Here is a 15,545-nt window from a genome sequence, read left to right as displayed (position 1 = left end):
ACACGCGCATAGCGCCGATCGTCGGTACTACAGCGGAACTGGACCGATCACTACGGTCAAACCGGACGGATCACGGCCGCGCGGGGCCGACCGGTCAGGAGCGCAGCCGCTCGTCCCGGTACTCCCGCCACTGCTTCAGCAGCTTCGGCAGCTCGGCGTGGAAGAACTCGAAGAACATCAGCGTCTCGGCGATGCGCTTGCCCGCGGGCGTCTCGGCGCCGAGCGCGCTGACGCCTTCCTTGAGCGGTCCGGTCATCCGGCGCAGCATCTCGTCACGGCGGAACAGCGCCTCGTACCAGAGGTCGTCGAGCACCCGGTAGAGGTCGCGGCGGGTGCCCGTCTCCCGCTCCCGGCTCACCAGGCCGATCTGGGTCAGGTACCGGACCGCGCCGGAGATCGCGGCGGGTGACACGCGCAGCATGTCGGCCAAGTCGGCGGCGGTCATCCCACCGGAGTCGGTGGAGAGCAGTGCGACGAACACCCGGGCGGGCATCCTCGGCATGCCGGACTCGGTGAACACCGAGGAGAAGCGCTCGATGAAGCGCAGCACGGCCTGATCGTCACGCTCGTCCACCTGTGTCACTGCCGGATCATCCTTTCGAGGTCCTTCGGACGGGTGGCAGTTTATACGCTTCCTTAACTTCACGACTTTGTGAAATGACTGTAGCTTACCGCGTATGACTGCTGCGATATCCGTATCGGGCCTGGTCAAGACGTTCGGGCCGACGCGTGCACTGGACGTTCTGGACCTCACCGTCCACGAGGGGGAGGTGCACGGCTTCCTCGGTCCTAACGGGTCGGGCAAGTCGACCACCATCCGGGTCCTGCTGGGTCTGCTGCGCGCCGACGCGGGCTCCGCGTCGCTGCTGGGCGGCGATCCGTGGCGCGACACCGCCGAACTGCACCGCCGGCTCGCCTACGTGCCGGGCGACGTGAGCCTCTGGCCGAACCTGACCGGCGGCGAGGTGATCGACTTGCTGGGCAGGCTGCGCGGCGGCCTGAACGAGAAGCGCCGCGCCGAGCTGCTGGAGCGCTTCGAGCTCGACCCGCGCAAGAAGGGCCGCACCTACTCGAAGGGCAACCGGCAGAAGGTGGCGCTGGTCGCCGCGCTGGCGTCGGACGTGGAGCTGCTGATCCTGGACGAGCCGACCTCCGGGTTGGACCCGCTGATGGAGGCCGCGTTCCAGGAGGCCGTCAACGAGCTGCGCGGCGAGCGGACCGTGCTGCTGTCCAGCCACATCCTGGCCGAGGTCGAGGCGCTGTGCGACCGGGTCAGCATCATCCGCAACGGCCGCACGGTGGAGACCGGCACGCTGGCCGACCTGCGCCACCTCACCCGCACCAGCGTGTCCGCCGAGCTCGTCGGCGCGCCGAACGGGCTCGCCGGACTGCCCGGCGTGCACGACCTGGAAGTGGACGGGCTGCGGGTGAAGTTCGAGGTGGACACCGACCACCTGGACACCGCGCTGCGCGCGTTGGTCGGCAGCGGCGTCCGCACGCTGACCAGCCAGCCGCCCACGCTGGAGCAACTGTTCCTGCGCCACTACGAGGACGAGGCGCCGGCCGGAGGGGTCAAGGAGGCGGTGTCGTCGTGACCGGGCTCGGTTCGCTGGTGCGCCTGGCCCTGCGCCGCGACCGGCTCCTGCTCGCCGCGTGGATCATCGGGCTGGTCGGCATCACGCTGTCCACCGCGTCGACCCTCGAAGAGCTGTACGGCTCGGCCGACTCGCGGCAGCAGCTGGCCGCGACGGCGGGCAGCAACCCGGCGTTCCTGGCCATGCTCGGCCCGCTGCACGACGCGTCCACCATCGGCGGCGTGTTGGCCTGGCGATGGGGCGTGTTCGGCTCGCTGTTGATCGGCCTGATGAGCATGTTCCTGGTCACCCGGCACACCAGGGCCGAGGAGGAGACCGGCCGGCTGGAGCTGATCGGCTCGGCCGTCGTCTCCCGGCACGCGCCGCTGGCCGCCGCCGTGGTCGTGGCGCTGCTGGCGAGCACGGCGATCGGCCTGCTCATCGCGTTCGGCCTGCTCGGCGTGGGTCAGTCGGCGTCCGGGTCGTTCGCGTTCGGCCTCGCCTTCATGTCCGTCGGCTGGGTGTTCACGGGTGTCGGCGCGGTCAGCGCGCAGCTGTCGGAGAGCGCCCGGACCTGCAACTCGATCTCCGGCGCCGCGCTCGGCGTCGCCTACCTGCTGCGCGCCGTCGGTGACGCGGCGGGCGACCAGGGGCCGACGTGGCTGACGTGGCTGTCGCCGTTGGGCTGGCTGGAGCAGACCAGGTCGTTCGCGGGTGACCGGTACTGGGTGCTGTTGCTGCCCTTGGTGTTGTTCGCGGTGCTGCTCGTGGCCGCTTCAACGCTCGTGACGAAACGCGACATCGGCGGTGGCCTGCTGGCGACGCGGCTCGGCCCGGCCCGTGCGCCCGGCTCGTTGGGCAGCGCGTTCGGCCTGGCCTGGCGGTTGCAGCGGGGCATGCTGATCGGCTGGACGCTGAGCCTGTTCGGGCTGGGCGCCGTCTACGGGTCGGTCGCACGGGGCGTCGAGGAGATGCTGGAGGCCAACCCGGCGCTGGAGAAGATCCTCTCGCAGATGGGCGGCGCGGGCGCGATCGTGGACGTCTACCTGGCGTCGATCATCGGCGTCATCGCCCTGTTCAGCGCGATCTACGTGGTGCAGGCGACGTTGCGGCTGCGCGGCGAGGAGACGGAGTTCCGCGCCGAGGCGGTGCTGGCCACGCCGGTCAGCCGGTACGCGTGGGTCGGCAGCCACCTGGTGTTCGCCACCGTCGGCACGGCCGTGGTGCTGGCCGCCGCGGGCGCTGGCGCGGGTCTGGTGCACGGCGCGCGCGTCGGCGATGTCGGCGGGCAGGTCGTCCGGCTGGTGGGCGCCGCGTTGACGCACGTCCCGGCGGTGTGGGTGGTCGCGGGTCTCGCGCTGGTGCTGTTCGCGGTGGTGCCGAAGCTGGCGTCGGCGAGCTGGGCGGTGATCGTGGTGTTCCTGGTGCTCGGCCAGCTCGGGCCGCTGCTCCAGCTCGACCAGTGGGCGATGGACCTCTCGCCGTTCACGCACATCCCGAAGGTGCCGGGCGCGGACGTGACCGCCGGCCCGTTGCTGTGGCTGACGGTGGTCGCGGCGGGGCTGGTGGCGGTCGGGCTCGCGGCGTTCCGGCGGAGGGACGTCGGCTAGCAGTTCTGAAAGAATCCTTTCGAAAGAGGTCTTTCAGGTCTACCGTCGGGGCCATGGATCTTCCACGGCCTCGACGGATCACCGATGTCGACGCGCTGAAGGCGCTGGCCCACCCGCTGCGCGTGTCATTGCTGAACCACCTCGTCGCGGTGGGCGCGCGCACGGCGAGCGAGTGCGCCGAGGCCGTCGGGTCGACCGCGTCGAATTGCAGCTGGCACCTGCGGCAGTTGGCGAAGTCCGGGTTCGTGGAACGGGTCGAGGCCGGTGACGGGCGTGAACGGCCGTGGCGGGCCACGTCGGTCGGCTACGACATCGGCGGGTTCGACGAGGACCCGGAGGTCCGCGCCCATCAGGACGCGCTGATCGCGTTGCAGCTCAACGAGGACAACCGACTCGCGCAGCGGTTCCTCGACCGGCAGCACGAGTTGCCGCGCGAGTGGCTGGAGGCCTCAGGGTTGCACGGCTACACGGTCAACGTGACGGCCGAGGAGCTGACCGGCCTGCTCGGCATGATCGACGACATCCTGCGCCCGTACTTGGTGCCGGTCCGTGAGGACGTGCCCGAAGGCGCAGTGCCCGCGCACGTCGGCATCCGCGCGTTCCCGCGATGACCGGCCCGTTGGCGGTGCCCGCGTTCCGGCGGTTGTGGATCGCCGGGTTCGTGTCCGAGATCGGCGACTGGGTGCTGCTCGTCGCGTTGCCCGTGTACGTGTACCAGCTGACGGGTTCGACGGCGGCTACCGCGACGACGTTTGTGGTGGGGTTGCTGCCGAGCCTGGCCCTGTCGCCGCTGGCCGGGGTGCTGGCCGACCGCTGGGACCGGCGGAAGCTGATGCTGCTGGTCAGCCTGGCCCAGGCGGTCACCCTGCTGCCGCTGCTCACCGGCGATCTGGTGCTGGTGAACGTGGTGACGGCGGTGCAGGCGGGGTTGGCGGCGTTGTTCGAGCCCGCGAAGAACGCCCTGCTGCCGACGCTCGTGCCGCGTGACCAGGTGCCGGCGGCGAATGGGCTGGTGGGGTTGAACAGCAACCTGGCCCGGCTGGTCGGCGCGTCGCTGGGTGGTCTGGTCCTCGGGTACACCGGGCTGCCGGGGGTGGTGCTGGTCGACGTGGTGTCGTTCCTGCTCGCTGCCGCGCTGTTGGCTTCGGGGACGGCGGACCCTGCCCGTGAGGTGGGGAAACCCGCGTGGCGGGCGTGGTTGGACGGGCTGCGCGAGATCCGGGGGCCGTTGCGGCCGATGGTCGCCGTGGTCGGGCTGATGGCGATGAGCCAGGGACTGTTCGTGGTGCTGTTCGTGGTGTTCGTGAGCTCGGAGCTCGGCGGTGGTGCGGCTGAGGTCGGGTTGCTGCGCGGGGTTCAGGCGGTCGGCGGGCTGCTCGGCGGTCTGCTGGTGGGTGTGTTGGCCCGGAGACTCCCGCCCGACAGGCTCCTGGGCGTGGCGTTGCTCGGCTTCGGCGTGATCGCGGCGGTCGGCTGGAACGCGCCGCACCTGACCACGGCCCTGGTGTTCTACCTGGCGGTTTTCGCGGTGATCGGCTTGCCTGGCGTGATCGCGGGCGCGGGGATGATGTCGGTGCTCCAACTGCACACGGTCGACGAGGTGCGCGGTCGGGTGCTGGCCACGTTCGTCAGCCTGTACGACGGTGGTCAGGCGCTCGGGATGGTGTTGGCGGGTGTGCTGACGCCCGTGCTCGGGCTGTCCGTGCTGCTCAACGTCCAGGCCGGTCTCTACCTGGTGGCCGGGGCGTTGGCGTTGGCTCTTCTTGACGTTCGGCGTCCGCGCGTCGCGGCTTGAACCCGAGCAGCAGGGCGGGCGGGACGGCCAGCACCAAGGCGGCAGGCACGAGGAACGCGCTCGTCGGGTCCAGGTGGTACAGCGGCACGAACGCCACCGGCGACGCGGCGCCACCGAGGAAGCGCAACGACTGCACGACCGACACCGCCCCACTCCGGTTGCCGCCCCCGTCGGACAGCACGAGGGCGTTCAGGCTCACGATCACCGCCTGGCTGAACGCCCCCGCCACCGCCCACAGCACACCGACCGCAACCACCGACGGCAACACCCCGACACCCGCCAACAGCACCGCGCCGCCGGCCGCCCCGAACAACGCCCACCGCCGCGCCCCGAACCGGTCGATCGACCACCCCGTGAGCCGTGCGCAGAAGATCCCGACCAGGCCGAACCCGGTCAGCACCAGCCCGCGCTCCCCGGCGCCCAACCCGAACGAGTCGCCGAGCCGCAGTGCCACCAGGAACGACACACCGCCCAGACATCCCCAGCCCACGAACCCCACTAGGGCGACCCGCAGCGTGCGGGGCTGCCACGCGCTGCGAAGCCGTGGCCGTTCACCGCCGCGCGGAGGGTCGGCGGGCAACCCGGCCAATGCCAAAGCCCCGGCCACCACCGCCGCGCCGACGAACGCCCACCGCCACGACGCCTCCGCCGCCAGCCCGCCGAGCAGCGGCGCCGACGTCTGCCCGGCGGCCTGCATGGACGCGAACACACCCAGCGCCCGCCCCAACCGGGCCTGCGGCGTCACCGCCGCGATCGCCGCCAACAGCAGGGGAGTGGTGAACGCGTTCGCGGCCCCCTGCAAAGCCCTCCCGCCCATCAGCACGGGAAACGACCAAGCCACCGCGCACAACACCGAGGCGACCACGTAGACGGCGTAGGCGATCCGAATGGTCCGCCGGGCGCCCCAGCGTTCGCCGAGGGTGCCGGAGACCAGCATGAGCAGCGCGAACGGCACCATGTAGCCGGTCAACGTGGCGGCGGCCGAGCCGGCGGAGATGCCGTAGCTGGAACCCACCTCGGGCAGCACCGACGACGTCATCGCGCCACCGAACGGCCCCAAGAACCCACCCGCGTACAGCGCCGCGAGTCGAACCCGAGACCGGGACTTGTCCACAGGAGCCGCTTCCACCACCGGAATTGTCGGCCCCTTCTGGCAGGGTTAAAGCAGGGGTCCCCTTGGCGAGGACCCCTGCGAAGCGATCGCGGCTCGCCGCGCGGCCGGTTCCGGGCCACCGGTCGGAGGCGACCACCCACCGTTCGCCGATGCTCGATGGCTTGATGGTCGTTCGCCTGGCGTTCGACCGGCCTGCGTTCGACCGGCCTGCGTTCGACCGGCTGGCGTTCGACCGGCTGGCGTCGGTTCACATACCGGTCGGCCCGCGCCCCGGCCCGCGCCCACGTCGCCGCAAGTACCGCTCGAACTCGGCCGCGATGGCGTCACCACTGGCCTCGGTGATCTGGATCTCCGCGTCCCCGCGCTCCTCCAGCGCCCGCACGTAGTTGCGCACGTCCTCATCCTCATCGGCCATCTCGCTGACCGTGCGCTCCCACTCCTCCGCCTGCTCCGGCAGCGCACCGAGCGGCACCTCGACGTCCAGCACCTCTTCCACCCGGTGCAGCAGGGCCAGCGTGGCCTTCGGCGACGGAGGCTGGGACACGTAGTGCGGCACGGCGGCCCAGAACGAGATCGCCGGCACCCCCGCCTGCACGCACAGGTCCTGGAAGACACCCACGATCCCCGTGGGCCCCTCGTACCGGGACCGCTCCAGCCCGAACTTCGCCGCCGCCGCCGCGTCGTACGCCGTCCCCGTCACGGGCACCGGCCGCGTGTGCGGCGTGTCCATCAGCAGCGCACCCAACGTGACCACGGTGGTCACGCCCAGGTCCTCGATGTGCCCCAGCAGTTCGGCGGCGAACTTCCGCCACCGCATGTTCGGCTCTATCCCGTGCACCAGCACCACGTCGGTGGACGACCCGGGCGGCCGGCAGACCGACAGCCTGGTGGTCGGGAATTCAACCCGTCGGGTGATGCCGTCCACCAGTCGGACTGTGGGCCGAGTCACCTGGAAGTCGTAGTAGTCATCCGGATCGATCTCCGCCAAGGGCGTCGCGTCCCACGTGAGTTGCAGGTGCTCGATCGCCGTGCTGGCGGCGTCGCCAGCATCGTTCCACCCCTCGAACGCCGCCACCATGATCGGATTGGTGAGCGGTTTGCTGGGGTCGAAGGGGGTCTGGGCGGCCTCGTCCGGATCGGTCACGGCGTCAGACTACGACCACTGCCGCAGACCCGACGCCGTAGGCTTGGCGCATGTCGGATCGTGTCACGCCCCCTTTTCGGGGCGTGCCGGCCGACCCTCAACGTGACCAGGCCCGATGTCGTGCCCCAGGTGCACCCCCGCGACTACCGGCAGCCGGCGCGGACACGGTGGAGACCAACACGTTCGGGGCCGATTCACCCAATCGTTCAACGCGTGATCACTGGGGGAAGGTGCGCATGACGGTCGAGGCCGTGCTGTGGGACATGGACGGCACGCTGCTGGACTCGGAGAAGCTGTGGGACATCCCGCTCTACGAGTTCGCCGAGAAGCTGGGCGGCACGCTGTCGCTGGAGACGCGGCACGCGATGGTCGGGTCGAACGTGGCCACGACCATGGCGTTGCTGTTCACCGAGGTCGGCATCACGCCGCGGGACGGCGACATCGCGGACGGCGCGGCGTGGATCCAGCGGCGCACCGAGGAGGTGTTCCGGGCCGGGTTGCCGTGGCGGCCTGGCGCGCGTGAGGCGTTGCGGGCGGTGCGGGACGCCGGTGTGCCGATGGCGCTGGTGACGTCGACCGAACGGCAGTTGACCGAGGTCGCGCTGGAGACGATCGGGCGGGACCTGTTCGACGTCACGGTGTGCGGTGACGAGGTCGACGGCCTGAACAAGCCGCTGCCCGAGCCGTACCTGAAGGCGGCCCGCCTGCTCGACGTCGACCCGACCCGGTGCGTGGCCGTCGAGGACTCGCCGACCGGCACCACCGCCGCCGTCGCCGCGGGCTGCACGGTCCTGGTCGTCCCCTGCGACCTCCCGGTCCTCGAAGGCGAGCGGCGCGTGTTCCGCGAGTCCCTGGTAGGCGTGGACCACAAGACCCTCGCCTCGCTCCTTCCCCACTGAACTCCGCGAGTCGTCCACTCCGGTACCCCGAACTCCACGCTCGCGTCCGGCGAGACGTCCACGAACGTGGCGTTCGGAGTGTCCGGGTGGACGACTCGCGGTCAGGGGGTGGGTGACACGGGGACGCGGCGCGCGGCCGGGTCCACCAGCAGGCCGAACACCACGCCGAGGCCGAGCCACAACGTGGCCGTCTCGGCCAGCGACGCCAACCGGAAGTCCCAGAGCACCCCGCCCGGCATGTCCGCCGGAACAGCGTCCGGAGTGGCCGGGAACGCCACCAGCAGCACGATCACCGCGGCCACCACGGCCAACGCCACGGCGGTGCTGCGAACGGGCTGGCCCAGGTGCCCGAGCCGGGACGCCAGGTAGCTCGCCCCGAACGCGACCAGCAGCCCGGCCGCGATCAACCCCAGGTAGAGCACCGTCCGGTACTCCACCGTGTTCGGGTCGCCCACGGCCGGCGGGTTGGCCGGGTACTTCACCGCGGGCAGCAACGCCGCCGCGCCGAACACCGCCGCCGACAACGTCACCGCCCGCACGAACGGCGCCTTGGACGCGAACCAGCGCCGTGATCCCGCGTACGCGGTGGCGAACAACGCGCCGACGGCGACACCCACCACGACCGCGGCGAGCACACCGCCGACCACCTGCGTGCCACGGCTGAACAGCTCGCCGTGCTCGTGTCCACCCGGCTCAACCGGACGTGCCTGCTCGACGGCCAGCGCCGCGCGAATCGGGGCTTCGACCACGAGCACGCCGACCAGGCCCGCGAGCAGCCCGGACACCGCGCCCGCACCGACACCGCGGAGCAGCAGACCTCTGTAGGTGGGCACGTTCGCCCGCATCTCGGCGAGCCCTAGTGACACGGGACGCCGAGTGCGTGGCGCCCGTCGTGGAAGAACTCGTGCACGGTCTCGGCGGCGTGGCCGAGCGCGACGCCGTTCTCCTGGAGGACCACCCACGTCACGGTCAACGCGACCAGTGCGATGGCGTAGGCCCATTTGGGGATGACCAGATTGTCGGAAACTGCGGGGGACTGAGCGGGGCTCGTCATGACGGGACGGCCTCCTCCATACCTCGTGGAAGGTCAACAACAACGCGCGCCGCAGCCGGTCTCCTGACTCCCGGATCAGCACCGTCCCCGCGTCTTCCCAGCCGCTCCACGCGACCAGTGACGTTCTCGGCGGGTTGGCTCCCCGGTCACAGTGGCGAGGACCGCGCCGGATTCCCACCGGCTTCCCGTCCACTGCGGCGCCCGAACCGTAGATGTCGATCGTGGCCGGGCACAACCGGCCAGACGAGTTGTCGTTTCCTCACGTCCGCCGGTCAGCGGGGCGGCAGCGGGCAATCGCCGCACGTCCCGCCGCCGTCGAGGCGGTAGTACAGGCAGCAGCTGCGTCGCCGGAACACGACCTCGCCGGGGAACGGGATGAACTCGCCAGTGCCCTTCAACGGAGGATCGGCGAACAACTCCTCGCCGAGCGCAACGCAGTCCGCCGTGATGTCGCTGCGGCTGATCATGCGCAGCGCGCCCGCCATGGACGACGCCGCGTTGCCCCACAGCAGGCCGCGCGCCACCGGCGTGATCCCGTGCACCGCTTCGACCACCGGCTCCATCGACTCGGCGACGCCGACGCCCGCGAGCGGGTCCTTGAGCCGGACTTGGAGGCCGTCAGGTCGGTAGCGCCACCACAGGTTGGTAGGTCGGACGTCCGGCGCGACCCCGTCGATCGCGCGGGCGGCAACTACCGGGCTGAGCAGCCGCGCGGTGTAGCTGAGGAAGAACAGCGACGCGGCGACCCGCCGTTCGGTTGTGCGGTACCGGGTGGCGATCCGGTCGAGCGCGTCGGGCAGGGCGGGACCGTGCAGCAGGTCTTCGCCGTCGTGCCAGCCGCTGTCGGGCCGGTCGCTGTCGGGCCGGTCGCCGTCGGTGGGCCGACCGACGTCCAGGACGAAGAACGGGCTCAGGCCGCGGATCTGCCGCAGGGTGGTCAGGACTCGGGCGAACTCGGACACGTGTCCTAGTCTGCCGCTGTGGACGCACTGGGGTTGGGACTGACCCTCGGCTTGGCCGCGAGCATCAGCCCCGGCCCGCTGTTGGTGCTGGTGGTGACGTCGGCTTTGCGCTCGGGCCGGATGGCCGGTGTGCTGACCGCCTGCGCGCCGCTGTTGTCGGACGCGGTCGTGGTGCTGGTGACGCTGCTCCTGCTGGACCGGCTGCCGGGGCGGGCGCTGGGCGTGCTCGGGGTGGTGGGCGCGGTGTTCGTGGTGTGGAGCGGCGTGCAGACGGTCCGGGAGGCACGATCGGCCTCACTAGGCACCGCCACCGCGCGCCCGGCAGACGAATTCGCCGCCGAAACCGCCACTCAGAACGCCGCTGAAACCGCCGTTGCCGACGATCCGGTCAGTGGCGGTACCACGCGCCCGGCTGACGAGAACGCTGCCCGCGTAGACGCGGCTGGGCGAGATGCGGCCGTGAGCGGCGTCGCTGGGGGAGATGCGGCCGGAGGCCGGGCTTTGCAGGGGTCGCCGCCAAGGGGACCCCTGAATTCGATTCTACCGACGGGGTCTGACAATTCCGGTGCCCTGAAGCGGGCGGTGGTGGTCAATCTGCTTAGTCCGCATCCGTGGATCGCTTGGGCGACGGCGTTGGGGCCGCTGATCATCACCACTTGGCGCGAGTCGGCCGGCGCGGGCGCGGCGCTGCTGATCGGGTTCTACGCGACCCTGGTCGGCGGCAAGATCGTGATCGCACTGCTCGTCGCACGCGGGCGCAGTCGGCTGGGGGACACCGGCTACCGGCGCGCGCTCGCCTGCGCGGGAGGGCTGCTCGTACTCGTCGGCATCGTGATGGGCGTCGAGTTCACGGGCGACCTGCGAACGGGCTGAGCAGTTGCACGAGAAGTGATGCACGGGTTATCGTGCACCATGTCGGAACCAGTCAGGGCCGATCTCGGGCTCGCCAAGGCGATGGCGAACCCGTTGCGGCAACGCATGCTCCGGGAGTTGGAACTCCTCGGCGAGGCGACGTCGACCGTGCTCGCCGAACGGCTCGGCGTGACCACCGGCGGCACCAGCTACAACCTCCGGATCCTCGCCAAACACGGCTTGGTCGAAGAGGTTCCCGAGCGCGCACGCGGACGTGAGCGCTGGTGGCGGCACGTCCGCCGGGACGTGCGGTTCGACCGGCGCGGCGAGCAGGACCCGGAGATGCGGTCCACGATCGACGACCTCCAACGACTCTGGCTCGCCGAAGACCTGGAGATGTTCGCCCGGTTCGACGCGGTGCGCCACGAACTCGGCGTGTGGTCGGACGCCGTGCCCTTCTCGCGCGGCTCCATCCAGGTCACGCCCGGCGAACTGGCCGCGTTCTTCGAGGACTACCTGACGCTGCTGAAGAAGTACCAGCGGCCTGCCAACCGGATTCCGGACGGCGCGCGGACCGTGCAGACGCGGTTCGTGGCCTTCCCCGACCCCGACCCTGACACCGACCCCGGGACCACCACCGATCCGGAGGACGACACCACGCACACCGCATAGCCGACCCCGGACCGCCGAGCGGCAACTCGACGGCCCGGGCATGGAAGTCGTCACACCTCGCCCACCGGGCGAGCACCAAGTCACCGCACTTCCTCCGACAGGAGAGCATTTCGTGCTGCCCGCACACAAATCGGCCGTTCTCATCCTGGCCGTCGCCAGCGCGCTGCTACCGCTGCCCGCCACCGCCGAACCCGCCGGCCCGACCACCACCGACGTCACCTTCGCCAGCGGCGACCACACCCTGCACGGCACGGTCATAGCCCCACCCGACGCCAACGGCCCAGCCGTGGTCATCGTCGCCGGCGCCGGATCCACCCACCGCGACGACTACCGGCGTGAGGCCGAGGCATTCGCCCGAGCCGGGATCACCGCGCTGATCTACGACAAGGCCCCCGGCTACTCAAGGGCGACAAGCACGTTCGGCGACCTCGCAGACGACGCGCTGGCCGGAGTCCGCCTACTGCGAACCCGACCGGGAGTCGACCCGTCCCTGGTGGGGTTGTGGGGCCACAGCCAGGGCGGCTGGGTCGTGCCGCTGGCCGCGTCGCGCTCGAACGACGTCGCCTTCGTGGTCACGGTCGCAGCAAGCGGAATGGACGCCGCCCGCACCCAACTGTGGAGCAACCACGCACACCTGGCGCACGCGGGCGTCAACACCCGACTGATCGGCCCGCTCGGACATAACGTCAGCCGCATGCTGGACGCCGCCGGCTTGTTCGGCGACACGGCCTATGACCCCGCAACGACCCTGACGGGAGTGGACCAGCCACTGCTCGGCGTGTTCGCCCAGCACGACCGCTCGACCGCGCCGGGGGAGAGCCTGACGACCTTCCGTCAATCCCTCGACCAAGGCGGCAACACGCACTACACGCTGCGGGTCGTCCCGAACGCGGACCACAACATGCGCCGCAGCACGAACGGCTTCGACGACGGCACGGCGGACTTCGCGCCCGGCTACGTCGACCTCATGACGTCGTGGATCAACGACCTCGCCGCCGGTCCGCCGCACGCCTCCGCCGACGCGCCACCGGACCAACCCGTCCACAGCGAGCCCGTCACACCGCTCGCCTGGCACGAATCCCCGTGGCTGCACACGATCGGGGTAATCCTGATGCTGCTGGCATTCCTGGCCTACCCGGTAGCAGCAGCAGTGCGACGGTTGCGTGGCCGCCGCAGCCCGACACCGGTGCGCTGGCTGGCCCGCTGCCTGGCGGTGGGCGGAATCGCGACCGTGCTCGGCGCGCTGACCTACCTGTTCTCCATCGTCCAAAGTGGAGCGACGGACGTGCGGTCGAGCGTGCTGGGCAGGCCGCTTCCGTGGCTGCTGCTCCAGCTCACCGCCGTGGGCGTGCTGGTTGCGACAGCACTCGTCATCGCCGGGTGGCGCAGGCAGCGGCCAACTCCGCGCCTGGCCGTGCTGACCGCCGGTGGGGTCGTTTTCCTGCCGTGGGCGGCGTACTGGGGCCTGCTCACGGTCTGAGGAAGTCGCCCGGCAAGCACGTCAAGGGATGTAGAACGTCATCAGGTCGCCGCGCACCGGCGGGAACAAGGTGTGCATCAAGTCGGCGTTCGGGCCGGGGTAGACGTCCGGTTCCCGCGCGGTCAGGCCCTTGAGGCCGTGCGGGCCGAACAGCAGCGATGCCAGCAGGTCCGGCGCCACACCCGCACCTCCCGCCGCGCCTGGAGCCTGCATGGTGCCGCCCGACACGACCGGCCCGACCTCACCCGCCTTGAACGGCAGCCGCACGTGCGAGCGGTAGAACGAGACGACCGCCTCGCCCTCCTGATCACCGAAACCACCGTCCGCCAACCGCCGCCCGAACACCGGCCGCAGGTGCTCCAGCAACGCGACCGGGTCGCCGATCCGCACGTAGTAGGAGCTCGCGTCTTCCGGCGCGGGCCCCAGGAACGGCTCCAGCGCCTCGCCCGCGACCGTGCCCGGCCGCTCGTTCACCTCGGTGGCCTCCGTCAACGCGAGCAGCGCGTGCGCGGCGGCTTCGTCCACGGCCGCCACCTCGCACAGCCGGACGCCCTCGTCCGGCGGGGTGGTTCGCCCGGCCGCCACCGGCACGCCGTTCCGCTCGACCAGCCACTCCGTGCTGCCGTCCCGCGCCACCAGCCACCGCCACAGGCCAGGGGAGTGCGGCATCCGCAGGTCGGCCGGTGCCTGCACGGCATCCTGGAGGCGGGCCATCGCCGGGATGTCGTCCGCCGTCGCCTCACGCAGGTTGTGGCCGGAGCCGTCCGGCAGGCTCGTCACCGGCCGCGTGGCCGAGATCGGGATCGCGTAGGTGTAGCCGAACAGGCGGTAGAAATAGGGGATGCCGAGCATCACGTTCACCAGCTGACCGCGCGCGGCCGACCGTTCGTGCGCCCACGCCATCAACGCGCGCACCAGCCCACGGCCCTCGTACGCACGGTCGGTCGCCACAAGTTCGACCTGGCCTGCGGGGATCTCCAGACCGTTCAACACCAGCGTCTCGTCCAGCAGGGTCGCGGTGGACACGACCTTGTCGCCGTCCACGACGACCGCGCACGCCTCCCAGCCCGCGTCCGGGTCCTCGACCACCAGGCGGTGGTCGATCGCGTCCGCCGGTTCACCCCGGTCGGTCAGCAGGGCGCCGATCTGGTCCAGGTCCGCCGGTCGCGCGGTCCGCAGCACCAGCCCGTCGGTCATCCCGCCATCGGTCATCCAGGCAGTGTCTCGGGGCGCCGCGGGTCGCGCCATCGGATTTTCGGTGGCGTTCCGGCTCACGTCACCGCAGACTCCGCCCATGCCGTGGCTTCCCGCTGACTTCGCCCACCCGACCCACGTCCCGCTCGACGACGGTCACCACCTGCGGCCCATCCGCGAGTCCGATGTGGACATCGACTACCCGGCCGTGATGGGCTCGCGGGAGCGGCTCTGGTCGCTGTACGGCGAGCAGTGGGGTTGGCCGCCCGCCCACATGACCCACGAGCAGGACCGCGTCGACCTCGCGCGGCACGAGCGTGAGCAGAACGCGCACGAGTCGTTCAACTACGCCCTGTTCAACGCGGACGAGACCGAGCTGCTGGGCTGCGTCTACATCGACCCCGCCGAGGACGCGCTGATCTCGTGGTGGGTCGTGGACGAGTACGTGGACACGGACCTGGAGCGCGCGCTGGACGCGTTCGTGCCGAAGTGGATCGCCGAGGTGTGGCCGTTCACGAGCCCGCGTTACGGGATCTAGTGCCCGCCGTGGGTGGCGGAACCGGGGGTCTGCCTGCCTGCGGCCGTTCGGAGGATGCGAGGATCAGACCCCGTGAAGACCTTCGACGAGCTGTTCGCCGAGCTGAGCGAACGCGCACGCACCCGCCCTGAGGGCTCCGCCACCGCCGCGGCCTTGGAGGCCGGGGTGCATGCGCAGGGCAAGAAGGTGTTGGAGGAGGCCGGCGAGGTCTGGATCGCCGCCGAGCACGAGTCCGACGAGCGCCTGGCCGAAGAGGTCTCCCAGCTGCTGTACCGCGTGCAGGTGCTCATGCTCGGCCGCGGTCTGACCCTCGAAGACGTGTACAAGCACCTGTGATCCTGGAAGTCGCCACGCTCGACGTCCGCCCCGGTCTGGAGGCGGACTTCGAGCGGGCGTTCGGGGAGGCGCGCGGGCTCATCGCGCAGTCGCCCGGGTTCGTCTCGCTGGACCTGCGGCGTTCGGTCGAGCAGCCGTCCCGGTACCTGCTGCTGGTGGGGTGGGAACGGCTGGAGGACCACACGGTCGGGTTCCGCCAGGGGCCGCTGTACCCGCGTTGGAAGGCGCTGCTGCACCACTTCTACGACCCGTTCCCGACCGTCGAGCACTACCGCGAGCCCTGAACGACCGTCAGCTCTGAACGGCTGCAGCCCTGAACGG

The 15,545-nt window shown here is 70.9% G+C and carries 18 protein-coding genes and 1 riboswitch; of the genes, 11 read left to right on the top strand and 7 right to left on the bottom strand.

The features are described 5' to 3' along the window. Nucleotides 1-94: 94 nt before the first annotated feature. Nucleotides 95-583 carry a GbsR/MarR family transcriptional regulator gene (locus tag F4560_RS43675; protein ID WP_312869358.1) on the bottom strand — a complete coding sequence of 163 codons (489 nt, stop codon included), beginning with the start codon at nucleotides 581-583 and terminating at the stop codon, nucleotides 95-97. A 94-nt stretch (nucleotides 584-677) separates the two neighbouring features. On the opposite strand from F4560_RS43675, the gene F4560_RS18815 reads away from it, so the two are divergent. From F4560_RS18815 to F4560_RS18800, 4 genes are read left to right on the top strand one after another with little or no spacing between them, the layout of a single operon-like run. Further along, nucleotides 678-1,595: an ABC transporter ATP-binding protein gene (locus F4560_RS18815; protein WP_221483564.1), complete on the top strand. Its 918-nt coding sequence runs from the start codon at nucleotides 678-680 to the stop codon at nucleotides 1,593-1,595. Beyond that, nucleotides 1,592-3,184: an ABC transporter permease gene (locus tag F4560_RS18810; protein WP_184921753.1), complete on the top strand. Its 1,593-nt coding sequence runs from the start codon at nucleotides 1,592-1,594 to the stop codon at nucleotides 3,182-3,184. The genes F4560_RS18815 and F4560_RS18810 overlap by 4 nt, the downstream gene beginning before the upstream one ends. 53 nt (nucleotides 3,185-3,237) lie before the next feature. Further along, nucleotides 3,238-3,795, top strand: coding sequence for an ArsR/SmtB family transcription factor (locus F4560_RS18805; protein ID WP_184921751.1), 558 nt, complete (start codon nucleotides 3,238-3,240; stop codon nucleotides 3,793-3,795). Then, complete coding sequence (locus tag F4560_RS18800) at nucleotides 3,792-4,979, top strand: MFS transporter (protein ID WP_184921749.1); 1,188 nt, start codon at nucleotides 3,792-3,794, stop codon at nucleotides 4,977-4,979. The genes F4560_RS18805 and F4560_RS18800 overlap by 4 nt, the downstream gene beginning before the upstream one ends. On the opposite strand, the gene F4560_RS18795 is transcribed toward F4560_RS18800, so the two are convergent. Together F4560_RS18795 and F4560_RS18790 are read right to left on the bottom strand one after the other, a co-directional pair. Beyond that, entirely contained in the window at nucleotides 4,894-6,108 is a 1,215-nt protein-coding gene (locus F4560_RS18795; RefSeq protein WP_312869357.1) for an MFS transporter, read from the bottom strand. The two genes, F4560_RS18800 and F4560_RS18795, sit on opposite strands and share 86 nt — an antisense overlap. 232 nt (nucleotides 6,109-6,340) lie before the next feature. Continuing rightward, on the bottom strand, nucleotides 6,341-7,237 hold the full coding sequence (locus F4560_RS18790) for a PAC2 family protein (protein WP_184921747.1): 897 nt from the start codon (nucleotides 7,235-7,237) through the stop codon (nucleotides 6,341-6,343). A 236-nt stretch (nucleotides 7,238-7,473) separates the two neighbouring features. Between F4560_RS18790 and F4560_RS18785 the strand changes: the two genes are divergently transcribed. Beyond that, nucleotides 7,474-8,136, top strand: coding sequence for an HAD family hydrolase (locus tag F4560_RS18785; protein ID WP_184921745.1), 663 nt, complete (start codon nucleotides 7,474-7,476; stop codon nucleotides 8,134-8,136). 101 nt (nucleotides 8,137-8,237) lie between these two features. Here the strand turns inward: F4560_RS18785 and F4560_RS18780 are convergent, their stop codons facing one another. The 3 genes from F4560_RS18780 to F4560_RS18770 all read right to left on the bottom strand — a co-directional run bounded on the left by F4560_RS18780 (nucleotide 8,238) and on the right by F4560_RS18770 (nucleotide 10,152). Continuing rightward, nucleotides 8,238-9,002 (bottom strand): CbtA family protein, encoded by a 765-nt coding sequence (locus F4560_RS18780; protein WP_312869356.1) that lies wholly within the window; start codon nucleotides 9,000-9,002, stop codon nucleotides 8,238-8,240. Further along, nucleotides 8,993-9,190 (bottom strand): CbtB domain-containing protein, encoded by a 198-nt coding sequence (locus F4560_RS18775; RefSeq protein WP_184921743.1) that lies wholly within the window; start codon nucleotides 9,188-9,190, stop codon nucleotides 8,993-8,995. The genes F4560_RS18780 and F4560_RS18775 overlap by 10 nt, the downstream gene beginning before the upstream one ends. A gap of 36 nt (nucleotides 9,191-9,226) precedes the next feature. After that, nucleotides 9,227-9,402, bottom strand: a riboswitch (cobalamin riboswitch). Nucleotides 9,403-9,462: 60 nt separating this feature from the next. Next, nucleotides 9,463-10,152, bottom strand: coding sequence for a (2Fe-2S)-binding protein (locus F4560_RS18770; RefSeq protein WP_184921741.1), 690 nt, complete (start codon nucleotides 10,150-10,152; stop codon nucleotides 9,463-9,465). Nucleotides 10,153-10,170: 18 nt separating this feature from the next. On the opposite strand from F4560_RS18770, the gene F4560_RS18765 reads away from it, so the two are divergent. The 3 genes from F4560_RS18765 to F4560_RS18755 all read left to right on the top strand — a co-directional run bounded on the left by F4560_RS18765 (nucleotide 10,171) and on the right by F4560_RS18755 (nucleotide 13,156). Continuing rightward, on the top strand, nucleotides 10,171-11,025 hold the full coding sequence (locus tag F4560_RS18765; RefSeq protein WP_184921739.1) for a LysE family transporter: 855 nt from the start codon (nucleotides 10,171-10,173) through the stop codon (nucleotides 11,023-11,025). A 39-nt stretch (nucleotides 11,026-11,064) separates the two neighbouring features. Beyond that, nucleotides 11,065-11,676 (top strand): winged helix-turn-helix domain-containing protein, encoded by a 612-nt coding sequence (locus F4560_RS18760; protein ID WP_184921737.1) that lies wholly within the window; start codon nucleotides 11,065-11,067, stop codon nucleotides 11,674-11,676. A 112-nt stretch (nucleotides 11,677-11,788) separates the two neighbouring features. Then, nucleotides 11,789-13,156: a prolyl oligopeptidase family serine peptidase gene (locus tag F4560_RS18755; protein ID WP_312869355.1), complete on the top strand. Its 1,368-nt coding sequence runs from the start codon at nucleotides 11,789-11,791 to the stop codon at nucleotides 13,154-13,156. A gap of 21 nt (nucleotides 13,157-13,177) precedes the next feature. Here F4560_RS18755 and F4560_RS18750 read toward each other — a convergent pair whose 3' ends face one another. After that, entirely contained in the window at nucleotides 13,178-14,368 is a 1,191-nt protein-coding gene (locus tag F4560_RS18750) for a GNAT family N-acetyltransferase (protein ID WP_184921733.1), read from the bottom strand. Between the two features lie 82 nt (nucleotides 14,369-14,450). On the opposite strand from F4560_RS18750, the gene F4560_RS18745 reads away from it, so the two are divergent. The 3 genes from F4560_RS18745 to F4560_RS18735 all read left to right on the top strand — a co-directional run bounded on the left by F4560_RS18745 (nucleotide 14,451) and on the right by F4560_RS18735 (nucleotide 15,508). After that, a complete protein-coding gene (locus tag F4560_RS18745) occupies nucleotides 14,451-14,888 on the top strand; it encodes an N-acetyltransferase (RefSeq protein WP_184921731.1) in 438 nt (145 codons plus the stop codon). 72 nt (nucleotides 14,889-14,960) lie between these two features. After that, nucleotides 14,961-15,224, top strand: coding sequence for a phosphoribosyl-ATP diphosphatase (locus F4560_RS18740; protein ID WP_033434999.1), 264 nt, complete (start codon nucleotides 14,961-14,963; stop codon nucleotides 15,222-15,224). Continuing rightward, a complete protein-coding gene (locus F4560_RS18735) occupies nucleotides 15,221-15,508 on the top strand; it encodes an antibiotic biosynthesis monooxygenase family protein (RefSeq protein WP_184921729.1) in 288 nt (95 codons plus the stop codon). Before F4560_RS18740 ends, F4560_RS18735 begins: the two co-directional genes overlap by 4 nt. The last annotated feature ends 37 nt before the right edge of the window (nucleotides 15,509-15,545 follow it).

This window comes from Saccharothrix ecbatanensis (genome assembly GCF_014205015.1).
GTDB lineage: Bacteria > Actinomycetota > Actinomycetes > Mycobacteriales > Pseudonocardiaceae > Actinosynnema > Actinosynnema ecbatanense.
Note: the sequence above shows the minus strand (reverse complement) of the source record. Positions and strands in the feature narration are given on the sequence as shown.

What these genes read in the sequence shown, in the direction of transcription:
- F4560_RS18815 (WP_221483564.1), top strand. Translation starts at nt 678, where the DNA reads ATGACTGCTGCGATATCCGTATCGGGCCTGGTCAAGACGTTCGGGCCG.
- F4560_RS18805 (WP_184921751.1), top strand. Translation starts at nt 3,238, where the DNA reads ATGGATCTTCCACGGCCTCGACGGATCACCGATGTCGACGCGCTGAAG.
- F4560_RS18800 (WP_184921749.1), top strand. Translation starts at nt 3,792, where the DNA reads ATGACCGGCCCGTTGGCGGTGCCCGCGTTCCGGCGGTTGTGGATCGCC.
- F4560_RS18785 (WP_184921745.1), top strand. Translation starts at nt 7,474, where the DNA reads ATGACGGTCGAGGCCGTGCTGTGGGACATGGACGGCACGCTGCTGGAC.
- F4560_RS18775 (WP_184921743.1), bottom strand. Translation starts at nt 9,190, where the DNA reads ATGACGAGCCCCGCTCAGTCCCCCGCAGTTTCCGACAATCTGGTCATC.
- F4560_RS18760 (WP_184921737.1), top strand. Translation starts at nt 11,065, where the DNA reads ATGTCGGAACCAGTCAGGGCCGATCTCGGGCTCGCCAAGGCGATGGCG.
- F4560_RS18750 (WP_184921733.1), bottom strand. Translation starts at nt 14,368, where the DNA reads ATGACCGATGGCGGGATGACCGACGGGCTGGTGCTGCGGACCGCGCGA.
- F4560_RS18745 (WP_184921731.1), top strand. Translation starts at nt 14,451, where the DNA reads ATGCCGTGGCTTCCCGCTGACTTCGCCCACCCGACCCACGTCCCGCTC.